This is a genomic window from Dactylosporangium sp. NPDC005572 (assembly GCF_040605515.1).
Taxonomy (GTDB): Bacteria; Actinomycetota; Actinomycetes; order Mycobacteriales; family Micromonosporaceae; genus Dactylosporangium.
Genome location: NZ_JBEXCY010000121.1, coordinates 19473 through 33392 on the forward strand (window position 1 = coordinate 19473; position 13920 = coordinate 33392).

Genomic DNA, 13920 nt, shown 5'->3' on the forward strand with positions numbered 1-13920 from the left:
CGACGGCATGCTGTTGCGCAGCGGGTGTGCCACGGCAATGTGCCAGCCGGCCCTGGTCAAACAGTGATCTAGTGCAATCAATGTAGCAGGCCGCAAGTGTGGGCGTGCGTTCCGTTGCGGTCTAACCCGCCCGAACCGTCCGGTTGGCGGGTGGCGTCCCAGCAGTTGCCAAGACATGGTGACTCTGTGAGTGGAGTGTCGCAACGCTGGGTGATCTTGTCGTCGCTGCGTCGGGGCTGGTGCGGGCGGTGACCACGCGCTTGATGATCGATTTGAGCCGAGATGGTCGAGTCGCCGTCTCGGTGTCGGGCGCCGTGGCCGGTGCGCGGCTGGTGCCTGGTCCTTCGCATCCGTTCGAGTGGTCGTTGAGCGAGACGGAAACAGAGGACTTGCGCTGGTACCTGGAGGACTACCTGCGCGCCCCGTACGGGGCTAATCAGGACCGCGGTGAGCTGGTGGCTGCGAGCCTCGCGAAGTGGGGCATGGTTGCGTTTGATGCGGTGTTCGGCAGGCTGCAGCTGACGCGTGACGCGTATCTTCAGGTGCGGCGGCAGGGTGGCCCCATCGAGGTGGTGGTGCGGTCCGCGTCGACACGTTGGCTGGGTTTGCCGTGGGAATTACTGATGGATCCGGGGCGGCCAGTGCCGCTGGTGCTGGACGGCGTGCGGATGCGGCGAGCGTTGCCGGCAGGTCCTGCGAAAACCGTCGCCGCGGAGGGCAAACGGCTACGGGTGCTAATGGTGATCGCCCGGCCCGCTGGTAAGCGCGACGTCGACTACCGCATGGTGGCCCGGCCCCTGCTGGCACGCCTGGAGACGGTCCGAGGTGAGGTGGATCTGGTCGTGCTGCGCCCGCCGACCCTGGACTGTCTGCGGCAGGAACTTGCATCGGCGCGGGCGGCCGGGACACCGTTTCAGGTCGTGCATTTCGACGGCCACGGCGCGACCGGCAGCCGGCGCCGACCCGGGTCAGGTCCGACGGCAACGCCGCAGGACCTACCGCCGGAGGAGGGGGTGCTCGTTTTCGAACGAGCCGCTGGTGGCCAGCACCCTGTTCCGGCCAGCCAAGTCGCCGATGTGCTGGTCGAGGCCCAGGTGCCGTTGGTAGTCCTCAACGCCTGTCAGTCAGGCGCGTCAGGCGAGGATCTGAGCTCCGCGGTGGCGACGGAGCTGTTGCATCGCGGGACGCCTGCGGTGGTGGCGATGGCGTTCAACGTGTATGCGGTCGCGGCTGCGGAGTTCATGACGGCGTTCTATGACCGACTTTTCGCCGGCGCTGAGGTCGCCGACGCGGTCAGCGCCGGTCGGCTGCGGCTGGCGCGACGAAAGGACAGGCCGAGCCCGAAGGGGCCGCTGCCCTTGGAGGACTGGCTGGTGCCGGTGTTGTACGCCCGGCACGACGTCACCTTTCCCCAGCTGCGACGCGACCCGACCGCGGATTCGGCAGGAACGTCTTCGGACGCGAGCCCGGAGCAGGTCCAGCGCCGGCCAGCTGGTGGTGACCTCAGCGACGCCGGTGACCCGCTGGCCGCAGTCGGCGAGTTCGTGGGCCGTGACGGGCTCTTCTACGAACTGGAAACCGCGGCTCGAGTGCACCAGGTGGTGCTGCTGCACGGCTCGGCCGGCACGGGCAAGACGGAACTGGCGAAGGCGTTCGGCCGATGGTGGCGCGACACCGGCGGCGTCGAGCGGCCGGAGCGGGTGATCTGGCACTCATTCGAACCCGGTGTGGCGTCGTTCGGTTTGACCGGGGTCCTCAACGCCGTCGGGATAGGCCTGCGAGGGCCCGAGTTCGCCCAGCTCGACGACGAGCGACGCCGCGCGCAGGTCCTCGCCCTGCTCCACAGGTACCGACTCCTGCTGATCTTGGACAATTTCGAGTCGGTGTCCACCATGGCCGGCCCGGGCGGCGCTGCACCGCTGAGCGAGACGAGCCATCGCGAGTTGACCGACTTCCTAACTGCGGCTGGCGCGGGTGACAGCGTCATTCTCATCACCAGCCGCAGCACCGAGGGCTGGCTCGGCAACCTGGGCAGAATTGAGGTGGTCGGTCTCGGTCGGGAGGAGGCCGACGAGTTCACCGACATCCTCCTGGAGCCCTATCCGGACGCCGCGAACCGCCGCGGCACCCCGACGTTCGCCGACCTGATGACCTGGCTTGACGGGCATCCGCTGAGCATGCGACTCGTGCTGCCGCATCTGCACACCGCCGACGCTGCCGCAATCCTGGCAGCCCTGCGCGGCACTGGCGAATCACTGCTCGGCGCCGACCAGCACGACAGGACGGTGTCCCTGACGGCCAGTCTCGACTACTCCTACCGTCATCTCACCAGCGACGAGCAGCAGGCCCTCGTTGTGCTCAGCCTGTTCCACAACGCCATCGACGCCGCTGTGCTGGCCCGGCTCTCGATCACCCCCGAATCCCCTGCCCAGTTCCGGGACCGCAGCGCCGAGGCCTGGGCCGGGTTGCTGGACCGGGCCGCGAACCTCGGACTGCTCATCGCCGTCGACGCGAACATGTACACCTTGCACCCCGCGCTGCCGGCCTACCTGACCGTTCAATGGCAGCGCCAGCACGGCGACAGCTACGACGGTCAGCGAACAGCCACCGAACACGCGCTCGTTGACGCCCACGCCCGTTACGCCTACGAGCTCGCCCATCGGCTCAAGACAGGCGACGCCCCGGACGCTTTCGCGATCATTCATGTCCAGCGCCATACGCTCGGAGTCATGCTCAGCAACGCCCTCGCGCTCACCGACTACCTTGCCGCGGGTGCCATTGTCATGATCCTGATGCGGTACTGGGACACACGCGGCCTACGCGCTGAGGCCAGGAGCTGGGCCGAGCACATCCTGCAAGTGACCACACCGGCCGACGGCAGCTCACCCGGACCGGAAACACCAGCAGGCGCGCTGTGGCTGGCCATGCGCTCATACCAGGCCAGCCACCAGGCCGACGCCTACGAGCTCGACCCAGCCAGCCACACCCTCGGCCAGCTGCACGACCTGATCGCCGCCCAGCCCGAGAGCCCGGCGAGATCGGCCGACCTGGCGGCCACCCACCTCCAGCAAGGCATACTTTCTCAACGGCAGGGGGACCCGGCCGCTGCCGAAGAGCGGTACCAGAAGGCCCTCGCCCTCAGCGAGCGCCTCGGTGACCATCCCTGCAGGGCCGACAGCTACCACCAGCTCGGCACTATCGCCCAACTGCGGGGGGATCTGGCCGCTGCCAAAGGGTTGTACGAAGAAGCGCTCGCGATCCGGCGTCGCCTTCGTGACCATGCCGGCATGGCCGCTGCCTACCACCAGCTTGGTACGGTCGCCGAATCGGCGCGGGAGCTGGATACCGCCGAGGACTTGTATCAGCAGGCCCTCGACCTCAGCAAGCGCCTCGGTGACCAGCGCCGCATGGCCATCCACTATCACCATCTCGGGGTGGTCGCCGAGCTGCGAGGGCAGCTTTCCGCCGCCGAACGGTGGCACCTGCAGTCGCTGCACATCGCGGAGACCCTTCGTGACCAACCTGGCATGGCCGCCAGCTACCACCAGCTAGGCATCGTCACCCACCAACAGGACCGTCTCGATCTTGCCGAGCGGTGGTACCGGAAGGCCGTCGCCATCGACACGGCCCTTGACAACCAGCCTGGCGTGGCCACCGGCTACCACCAGCTAGGCCTCGTCGCCCAACACCGCGGAGAGTTCGATACCGCCGAACTGTGGTACCACAAGGCTCTCGCCATCAAACTGGACCTTCAAGATGTTCCCGGCGTAGCGCTCAGCTGCGGGCAGCTCGGTCTGCTCGCTGAAGCCCGCGGCGACCGCCCGATGGCGATGACTTGGATGGTCCGCAGCGTCGCCGCCTTCGACACGTTCCCGCATCCGTTGGCCAGGCCTGCCCTGGACCGCCTCGCCCGGCTCACGGCAGACCTCGGTTGGGATGTTCTCCGCGCCTGCTGGACGAAGGTCACCAGGCGGACCCTCCCTACGGCAGTCGTCGACTACATCAAAGCCGTCCACGACAAGGGGCTTGCCACGTGACCGGACCGATCGCCATCAGAGCCTGCGCAGGCGCAGGTAGCCCCCGGCACCGGCGCCCATCCGGTCGGAAGCGTGCATACTCTTGACGATGACCTCGTCGAACGGGATTCTTGCGCGACGACGCGTGGTGTCTCGGGCCGTCGTTGCCATCGTCATTCTGCCGACGAATCGTCGGGCAGGTCCAGGTCAATGACGAACTTGGTGAGGCATCTCCGTCGTCGTGACAGGTGCGTCCGCGCCGACCCGTGGCTTCGGTCGCGGGAAGTGACACCGAGTGGTCGCGACTTGGACATCATGATCCCGTTCGGATCGATGGTCGCTAGAGGCGACACCACTCTGGTCGCGATCATGGGACTGCAACTGTGTTGATCGTTGCGTCAGCGGTTTGATGTTGAAGGCGTAGGTGGGTGAGGGCGAGCATGTCGATCAGCCAGCCGGGTCCGCCGGTGATGTGTCACTGGCGGAGGAGGCTGTCGATCTCGGCGAGGGTGGTGGGCCGGCGCGGCGGAGGAAGTCCTCGCATTCATGCCACACCGCTGAAGATACGGAACATGCACCGCCATCGGCGAGCGAGGACGATTGACATGATCCGGCGGCACCGGCATGCCCGGCCTGGTTGGCAGCTCGGAGGGCGCCAGCTCCGAGACCACCGCGTTGGAGCACGGTCGCTGGAGCCCCCCACAGCCGTGGTGTAGTGCGCCCGCCGGCTGGCGTGGTCCACGGTCGAGCTACGGATCAGATGCTTCGAGTGCCAGGTGACGTAAAACCCGTTATCACCTAACCCGTGCGGGACCGTGCCCACCAGCCAGATCCCAGCGGGTCGCAGCCACCAGCGCATCCGGCGTCGGCGATGCCGGATGCCATAGTGAGCCGATGCCGACGGATTTCGATTTCTGGCACATCGAGCAGATGATCGGCGCACTCGCCGACGACGAACGCCAGCGCCTTGCGGCCCTGGCGGCGCCCCTCCGTGATCGCCTTCTGGCGGAGCGTCCGGCCGACGCTCGGGTATTGCGGCGTGAGCAGGGGGCCGCCGCGCGGGCCCAGGCGGAAGACGCCGCGATGGAGGATCACGTCCGGCGCGTCGTGGATGCCGCACCACCGCTGACCGGGGGCAGCGGGCGAGGCTGACCGCGCTGCCTGCACCCGCACGCGACACGGCGGCCGAGCGGCGAGCGCAGCGCGCTGACGTGCGCCCGGAGGACGCGATCCTCGACCAGCTCGAGCAGCTGCTCCAGTCCGGGCCTACCGGACCCACGCTTCGGGAACGGGTCATCACAGTGCTGGCCGGCGTGTGCGCGGAGATCGCCGACACGGCAGTCCTCTCGGCCGGCGAGCTCGTTCGGTGCGAGTGTTCGCCGCGGACAGTCTGGTCGGTTCCCGGCTGTTGCGGGTCGGGGTCGGGTCTGGGCGGTGGGGCTGGCGGCGGCCTGGTGGTCACGGGCCGTACCGGCTCCAGACGCTGCCTGCGTTGACGGCCTGGCGGTGGGTGCCGCCTACATCCACCCCTTGCGGCCGTCATGGCGGGCTTCCGGCTCCGCAGCCTTAACCTCGACCGGCTTTGCAGTAAATGGTGAGCGAATCGGTCGAGGATGTCAGGTTGAGGTTCCGAGCGCGGCGGGCAGCCATCAGATCAGCCGAATGTCCACTACGCCAGGCGCCACAAGATCGCTAACATTCCATGCGATCTTCAGTCGGATCAGCCGCGGCAAGTCGGGGGATTCATGCGCCTGTTGCGCACCATGACCGTTGTGCTCGCCCTCGTCGCTGCGGCACTGCCCGGCGTTGCGTTCGCTGCGCCGACCGCGCCTTACGACGCGTTCATTCTCAATGGCCGGCACAGCGTTGCCATCACCCCGGACAACGGCACGATCACGCTAACGCACTGGCCCAGCGGCGGTCCCGGCACTGGCCGCGAGGCAGTGCAGATCGAGGTTGAAACGACCGATCAGAACCCATCGACGCGCCGCTACTATTCCATGTGGATCTTCGCGCCGTACGATCAGCAGATCGTCGCCGGCACCTTCCCGGTGTCCAGGATCTCCCCGGAGTACGAGTTGCGGGTTGACGGCGATGGAGGCTGCCTCGCGGGCGACGGGACGCTCATCATCCGGTCGATCAGCCGTGACGCAAACAACTGGATCACATCGCTGTCCTTTTGGCACAAGGAAGGCGACGCCAGCTGCACCCAGGGCGCGGGCGGCCCGCAGTGGGGTGAGGTGCGGTGGCATGCACCGGACGGCTACGTCGAGGCGGTCCAGTCTGATGCAATGGTCGACTTCGGTGACGTCGATCTCGGCATGGGGCCACAGCCCCACGCTGCATCCCGGACCGTGACGTTCACCGGCGCCGGCACCAGCCCGCTGCAGCTCGGTGCGGCGTCTGTCGAAGGCACCGGCGCCAGCGCGTTCGCGATCAAGGGCAACACCTGCACGCAGTCCGCGATCGGCTATGGGCAGACCTGCTCGATCGGCGTCGTCGCGACGCCCACAGCGGTCGGCACCTACGAGGCCCAGGTGAAGATCCCTGACAACAGCCAGAACCAGTACCGGATCGTCAAGCTCAAGATGACCGTGCACGCGGGCGCTGAAGGCACATACCGGCCCGTCAGCCCATTCCGCTTGCTCGACACCCGGGAGGGCAACGGTGCGCCGAAGGCGCCGCTCGGCGGCGGCCGGACGCTGCACCTGCAGGTCACGGGCCGTGGTTATGTGCCGTTGAGCACGGTCTCGGCGGTCGTGTTGAACGTGACGGTGACCGGTCCGACCTCGGCGGGTTACCTGACTCTCTACCCGACCGGCGTCGGCCGCCCGACGGCGTCGAGCCTGAACTTCCCGGCGGGGTGGACGGGTGCGAACTCGGTCACCGTGCCGGTCGGCGCCAACGGTCAGGTCGACATCTTCAACGCCGCCGGTAACGTGCACATCATCGCCGACGTGATGGGCTACTACCTGGCCTACGACGACACCCATCAGTCGACCGCCGGACAGTACTGGCCGACCCAGCCGCAACGCCTCCTCGACAGCCGCGACCCGGCGTTCGGCGGACCACTGCGCCCGTTCGAGTACGTGAAGATTCCGGTCAGCTACGGGGCGGAGTACAACTCGCACATCCGGGCCCTCGCGGTGAACATCACCGCGGTCACCCCGACCATGGGCGGGTTTGTGACGGCGTGGAACGGTTTTGATCAACGGCCGAACGCGTCGACGCTGAACTTCACGCCGGGCTCGGTGGTGCCGAACCTGGCGGTCGTTCCGACCGCGTGGTGCTATGAGTGCGGCGGTAACGGCTACCCATCGATCGGCGTCGGCAACTACTCCAGCGGCAGCACGCACATCGTCGTGGACATCTTCGGTTTCTACGATGACGGTCAGATCCCGGGTGGTCTGCGGTTCCACCCGCTGACCCCGACACGGATCGTCGACACGCGGGACGGGCTGGGTGCAGGCACGTTCACCGGCGCCGGCACCAAGACGGTCACCGCCCCGCCATCGGTCGCAGGTGACGACACGTATGCGCTGGTGGCCAACGTGACCGGGGTCGACCCGGCGAACTCGACGTACCTGAGCCTGTGGGCGACGGGCGGCACCAAGCCGACGGTGAGCAACCTGAACCTGACCCCGCACGAGGTCCGGCCGAACGCCGCGTTCGTGCCCGTCGGCCCGGGCAACAAGTTCAACGTGTTCAACGCGGCGTGGAAGGTCGACGTGGTCATCGACGTGTCCGGAACGTTCGAGTTCCTGCCCGGATCAGTCCCGGCGGCTCAGGCCGCAGGTCTTGCTCAGCAAGGTCCGCTGCGTGCCAGCTCGACCGGCACACCGGAGCGGCAACCACTGCGATAGATCGGCAGATTGCTCAGTCGTCTGCTGCTTCGAGTTGGCCCGCCGGTCCAGGTCGCGACTGGAACACCCCGCCCGAGTGGCTGGGGGCAGGCACCACTGAACCGCGTCCCGCGTCCAGGGCGGCCAGCAGCGATGCCTCGCGCAGCGCCCAGACCCTGTCCGCGCTCCGTACCTCGTACGCGTCGGAACGATGACACGGGATGGTGTCGTCACGAGCGAGACCCCAAGAAGTCGTGCGCGCTCCTGACGGCACCCCGGTTCCCGAACTCGCCGATCAGCCGCCCCCGGACTGGGAGGAGCTTTGCACACCAGCCTCGGGTTCGTTCGTCCTCGCCAATCTTGTTACCGCGGCCGGTGACATCACGTACCTGCCCGTCGGTGAACGCGGGTTCCTCCACCAGGCCACGGTGATCGGCTTGCACGCGTGGCGACTGGCCGGCTACGCCATCGCCGAGCACATGCGCACGGAACTGGTTGTCGAGGCCCTGACCGCCGGGCAACGCACGCGGCGCAGCCTGGACTCCGACCCTGAACCTACGGATGAAACACGGACGACTCCGAGCCCCGGCGTCGACGCCATACGATCAGTGCACCGATCGTGCCGAGAGCGACAAGGAAGACGCCACCGCCGATCCAGCGGACGTACCGACTTGCCGAACTGGCCGGCCGTGCCTGCGCGGGATCGGCCGGCTCGGCTATCGGCGTCTCCACGTCCGTGGTGGCCGCGACGAGCTCTTCCGTCATGGCCGTTGGGGATGCAGTCGGGCGGGCGGAGCTGGAGCTCGGCCTCGCCGAACCCGCCAAGCGCGTCGGCGATCGGGTGGGTGCGGGGGTGCTGACCCCAGCCGTCGGGGTCGATTCCCCAGCAACCGTCCGGAACGTGAAAAATGCGAGGTTGTTGTCCACCACCGGGTCGCCGTACACGATCACCTTGACGTAGCCCTTGATACCTGTGGCGGGCGCGCTGACGTTGGTGATGCGGAACTCCAGCGACACCGTTGCTTCCGGCGGGAATCGGGTCGTGGAGGAGCACTGGGCGAGTATCTTGGGCTTCAGGACCGGGCAGCGGACCGCCGGATACGCCGTATCGAAGTCGGCCAGCACCATCCCCGACGGGCTGCGGACCTCGATCTTCACGTCACTGTAGTAAGCCCACGCTTTGCTGTTGTTGGTGATCTTGTACTGCACCGAGACGGTTTCACCGAGCGCACCGGTGATGTCCGGCACCGTCACGCCGAAGTCCGACCCGGACGGCAACTTCGCCGACGCCGGCGCAGCAGGAATGGCCGAGCCGAGCACCGCCGCCGCAACCACACCCGTCCGCAACACCGCCGCGCGCACGACCACCTCCTGAGATTCGCGCGGACGATAGCACGCCGCGGGCCGTGATATGGCCCCGCGAACGACAGCTTGGAGCCATCGAGAAGCGGCGATTCTGCCGATCGCCTCGATGTCGCCAATCCAGGCAAGAGTGGCCGGCCGTCGCGTCAGGCGGCTGCCCGAACGGCGGTGATCCGGCGACCACCGGGTGGCGGTAGAGCTCGACCAGCAGCGCGAGCGCATTTGCAGGTGTGGCCCACCAGGCGTCTGACCGGCACGGTTGCATTGTCTCGATGGGTGGCGCGGTGAACCCGGTGATCGTGTCTGAAGTCAGACGGCGTGAGCGAGTTCGGTGAACGCCGTGGCGATGCGGAGACCGCGTGGGGTGTCGACGCCGAGTCCGTGGTGGCCGCGGCGGAGGTTCTGGATGAACGGGAGTGGCGGGGCTGATGGCGCAGGGCCGAACCACCGCCATCACGAGAGTACGAACGACGGCCCGCATCGCTGCCACGCCCGCCGACAGGTGTGATAACTGCCCTTCTGTAATCGGGCCATCGACGTCCGCGACTGCGACCTCGTGGAGGTGGCCAACTACGCTTCACCGACCCCTGGTGTCGGCATCAACGGAGCCGGACATTTCAGCGCCAAGGATGTCGAAGTGTTAGTTCTCCGGCACCAGGTCGCGGTTCTGCGCCGCCAGGTCCAACCGCCCCGAGCTCGGCCAAGAAGATCGGCTCGTCCTTGTGGACCTGTCTCGGCTGCTGCTTCGCGCTCGCTGGTCGGCGTTCTTCGTCACGTCGCCACACTGCTGCGCTGGCACCGCCAGCTCCTTGCCCGGTACTGGACCTAACCGACTGGCCGCGGTCGCCTGCTGTGGTGTGGGGGCGTATTCCTTGGGGGCGAGGATTCGGCGGGCCAGTGTTCGCTGAGGTGGGTCGCCGATGACGCGCTATCCGGCTGCGGTGATAGCGGCTCTCATGCCCGCCTTGATTGTGTCTGCCGACGTGGCGTCGATGGTGGTGATCGGTTTGCCTTTGGGGTCGCCGCCGATGGCGTAGTGCTTGATGGCTGGGAAGGCGGCGAGGCCTTCGACCATGGCGGCGACGGGGATGTCGCCGGCGGCGATGATGACGGTGCATTTCTGCACGCCAAGGGTGTTGTAGTACGTGAGACCGTTGGCGGCGGTCTGTGGGCCGGTGATGGCGAGGTGTTGGACCTTCACGAGGCTCTGGACCGATGCTTCCTGCATGGCGGCCCAGGCGGTGCGGGCGGGGTCGGCGGTGAGGTCGCGGTCGTCGGTGAGCAGGCAGGCGGTGACAGCCTTGTACTGCCGTTCCCGTGGCGGCGGTTCGGCCGACCCGGACGGCCACAGCAGCCAGGTAGCGAGCACCGCGACAATAAGCAGCACAGTGGCCCCGCCCGCATAGCGCTGGCGCCGGGTGAGGGCCTGTGACCAGGCGCGAAACCGTTGCGGCACCGCGGTCACCTCCCCGCCGGAACACGGTGTGCGGCATGACCATAGCGGCTTGCGGCGATCTTCAAAAGACCATCTGCTGAAGATCACGAATCGCCCAAACTGGATATCTGAGCATCAAGGTCACCGATATTTACGAACGTCTTGTGGTCGGGCCGTCACGGCCAGCAAACTGCTCGCGCCTGCAAGTTGCAACATCGGTTTCGCGGGGGAGGCTGGCCGTGCGCGGTCGTCGAGCTGTGCCCAGTTTCGGTCGGACGGTGCCTGGTTTGGGACGGGCGGCTCGCCGGGTGAGTGTCGTCACGGTGCTTGCCGTGTTGCTCAGCCTGGGGCTGCCGGTCGCGTTGGTGCCGGCCGGGCGGGGTCTGGTCGGCTGGTCGTGGCTGCGGGACTGGCTGGCGACGCCGTCGTGGGCGCGTGAGGACCCGAAGGTGCCGCAGCAGCAGCGCGGCAAGGGCGCCGACGGCCACTACGCGACGGCACCGATGGCCCGCGACGCCGAGTCGAAGCGCAAGTCGCCGAACGAGCTCAAGCGGTACACGCCGTTCACTCCTGAGGTGAAGGACAGGTCGACCGGCCCGGCGAAGAAGGGCTTCGACGCTGCGACGAGCAGGCGCGTGCCGTCGATGGGCACGGCGAAGGCTGACGTGTTCCAGAACGCCGATGGGACGTACACCCGCCGCGTCTACGACCGGCCGGTGAACTTCAAGGGTGCTGACGGCAGTTGGCAGCCGATCGACAGCGCGCTGCGGGCCGGCGGTGACCGGCGGCTGGAGACCACGGCGAACTCGTTCAAGGTGAGTTTCGCGCCCGGTGCGGTGCGGGCCCTGGAGGCCGATGGCACGGAGGTGCCGACCGCTGGTGCCGCGGCGGTGGCGGCCAGCGACGACGAGCTCGTCCGCATCGTCGTCGGGCCGGATGCGGAGCTGGGCTACTCGCTCGATGGTGCCGTGTTGCCGAAGGCGAGCGTCGACCGGTCTGTGGCGAAGTACCGCAACGTGTTCCCGAATGTCGATCTGGAGCTGGGCGCGAAGTCGACGGGGGCGAAGGAGAACCTGATCCTGCGGTCGGCGGACGTGCCGACCGAGTACGTGTATCCGCTGCGGCTCAAGGGGCTGACGCCGCGGCTGAACGCGGCTGGCGAGGTCGAGTTCGTCACCGCGGCCGGTGCGGTGGCGCTGGTGATGCCGGTCGGGTTCATGGAGGACGCCTCCAACAGCCACGCCGGTGCGGGTGAGGTCTCCTACGGCGTGCGGCACGAGCTGGTCCAGGTCGACGGTGGCCCGGCGCTGAAGGTCACCATCGACGGCACGTGGCTGCGGGACCCGAAGCGCAAGTTCCCGGTCGTGCTCGACCCGCAGACGACGCGGACGACCCCGGCTGACACGTACGCGATCAACACCGACCCCAACGGCGTGCGCAACACCGAGCCGACCCTGGCCGTCGGCTCGCACAACGGCAGCGAGATCGCCCGGACCTTCATCAACTTCGAGAACTTCCCACCGGTCCTGGCCACCGACGGATACAAGCTCGACTCGGCCCGGCTGTACATCTTCATGACCTACCAGGGCGACGCGGACGGCAACCCCTGTGTGGCCCGGCCGTACAACGTGTATCCGATCACGAACGGCTGGAACGCGGCGAGCGTCACGTGGAACGCGATGCCGGGCTATGACACCAACAAGCTGATGGCAACCGACTCGCCGAGCAGCTCGGCGGCGTGCACCAACTCGGGTCAGGTGCGCAACCAGGGTGTGTGGTCGGCGCCCTGGCTGGACACCGAGAAAATGATCGACTGGGCGACACTTGGCGGGACCTACGGCCTGGCGCTCACCGCGCCGGAGAACGACACCGCGGCGTGGAAGCGGTTCACCTCGTCGAACACCAGCCTGATCTGCCCGAGCTACTTCGGTAACACCGAGTGCGACCCGTTCCTGGAGATCAACTACTCGACGAACGCGCCGCCGCAGCTGGATGCCCGCTACCCGGCGAACAACACGACGGTGAACACGCTGACCCCGGAGTTCTCGGCCAAGGGCAGCGACACGGACACGTACCCGAACCGGGGCCTGCGGTACAACTTCCTGCTCCTCAACGACCAGGGCGTCCAGATCACCTCGTCCGGCTGGACCAACGGCTACTGGAAGCCGCCGGCCGGGACGCTGTCCTGGGGCAAGACGTACATGTACATGGTCCAGGTCGACGACCGCGTCTCGCTCGCGACCGCGCCGCCGGTGCCGTACGTATTCAGCACCGCCGTGCCGCAGCAACTGGTGAGCTCGTCACTCGCCCAGAACGGCGGCAAAGGCTTCGAGGGCAGCGTCGGCAACTACACCACCAACGACGTCGACGCCCAGGTCAACGCCGTCGGGCCCGCGCTGGCCATCTCGCGCGACTACAACAGCCTCGACGTGCGCAACTCCGCCTTCGGGCAGGGCTGGTCCTCCGTCGTGGACATGCAGGTCACCGAGGGCAAGGACGCGAGCAGCGTGCTGCAGACCGCGGTGGTGCGCTACCCGAACGGCCAGGAGGTGACGTTCGGCCGCAACAACGACGGCACCTGGGCGCCAGCATCCGGCCGCTACTCGGTGTTCAAACCGATCACCGGCGGCTACTCGCTGACCGACAAGGACACCACCACCTACGAGTTCACCAAGAGCCTCGCCACCGGCCGGTACGGCCTGACGAAGATCACCGACAGCAACGGCCGCGCGCTGACGGTGCGGTATAACGCCAGCAACCAGGTCGACCAGCTCAAGTCCGTTGCGTCGAACCGGACGCTGAACCTGACCTGGTCCACGCCGTCCGGCGCCACGGCCGCACACGTCGCCACCGTCGCCACGGACCCGGTGGATGCGGCGGTACCGTCGAGCGCGCTGACGTGGATCTACACGTACACGGCCGACAAGCTCACGAAGGTGTGTCCACCGGGCACCACCACCGACTGCGCGACCTACGAGTACCAGACGGTCAACCAGCACAACGGCGCCGTCCTCAACACCGGCCCGTACTCGCACTGGCGGCTCAACGAAGCGTCGGGGGAGACCCAGGCCAAGAGCGGGGTGCTGTCCAACGACGGCATCGACAACGGCATCTACAGCAACGTCACCCTCGGCAGTACCGCCGCGCTGCCGAACTCCACCTCGACGTCGGCGACGTTCAACGGCACCACCTCGATGGTGACGCTGCCGAAGAAGCTGGCCACGGAGAGCTCGTACCAGTCGATCAGCCTGTGGTTCAAGACCAC

The 13920-nt window shown here is 67.5% G+C and carries 6 protein-coding genes and 2 pseudogenes; 5 read left to right on the plus strand and 3 right to left on the minus strand.

Annotation, left to right across the window (positions count from 1 at the left end; genetic code table 11):
• Positions 1–248 precede the first annotated feature (248 nt).
• The 4 genes and pseudogenes from ABZS66_RS39700 to ABZS66_RS39715 form a co-directional block, all read left to right on the plus strand.
• Positions 249–4037 (plus strand): tetratricopeptide repeat protein, encoded by a 3789-nt coding sequence (locus ABZS66_RS39700; RefSeq protein ID WP_354767088.1) that lies wholly within the window; start codon positions 249–251, stop codon positions 4035–4037.
• 873 nt (positions 4038–4910) lie between these two features.
• On the plus strand, positions 4911–5168 hold the full coding sequence (locus tag ABZS66_RS39705; RefSeq protein WP_354767089.1) for a hypothetical protein: 258 nt from the start codon (positions 4911–4913) through the stop codon (positions 5166–5168).
• A 611-nt stretch (positions 5169–5779) separates the two neighbouring features.
• Positions 5780–7879, plus strand: coding sequence for a choice-of-anchor D domain-containing protein (locus ABZS66_RS39710; RefSeq protein WP_354767091.1), 2100 nt, complete (start codon positions 5780–5782; stop codon positions 7877–7879).
• 353 nt (positions 7880–8232) lie between these two features.
• Positions 8233–8367, plus strand: a pseudogene (locus ABZS66_RS39715) (IS3 family transposase); the annotation flags it as partial.
• A gap of 46 nt (positions 8368–8413) precedes the next feature.
• Here ABZS66_RS39715 and ABZS66_RS39720 read toward each other — a convergent pair.
• The 3 genes and pseudogenes from ABZS66_RS39720 to ABZS66_RS39730 form a co-directional block, all read right to left on the minus strand.
• On the minus strand, positions 8414–9220 hold the full coding sequence (locus ABZS66_RS39720) for a hypothetical protein (protein ID WP_354767099.1): 807 nt from the start codon (positions 9218–9220) through the stop codon (positions 8414–8416).
• A gap of 309 nt (positions 9221–9529) precedes the next feature.
• Positions 9530–9628: pseudogene (locus ABZS66_RS39725) on the minus strand (IS6 family transposase); the annotation flags it as partial.
• 520 nt (positions 9629–10148) lie between these two features.
• The gene (locus ABZS66_RS39730; RefSeq protein ID WP_354767093.1) at positions 10149–10676 is read right to left on the minus strand and encodes a hypothetical protein; all 528 of its coding nucleotides are present in this window, start codon (positions 10674–10676) and stop codon (positions 10149–10151) included.
• A gap of 311 nt (positions 10677–10987) precedes the next feature.
• On the opposite strand from ABZS66_RS39730, the gene ABZS66_RS39735 reads away from it, so the two are divergent.
• The coding region (locus tag ABZS66_RS39735; RefSeq protein ID WP_354767095.1) for a DNRLRE domain-containing protein at positions 10988–13920 on the plus strand (2933 nt) is incomplete at its 3' end.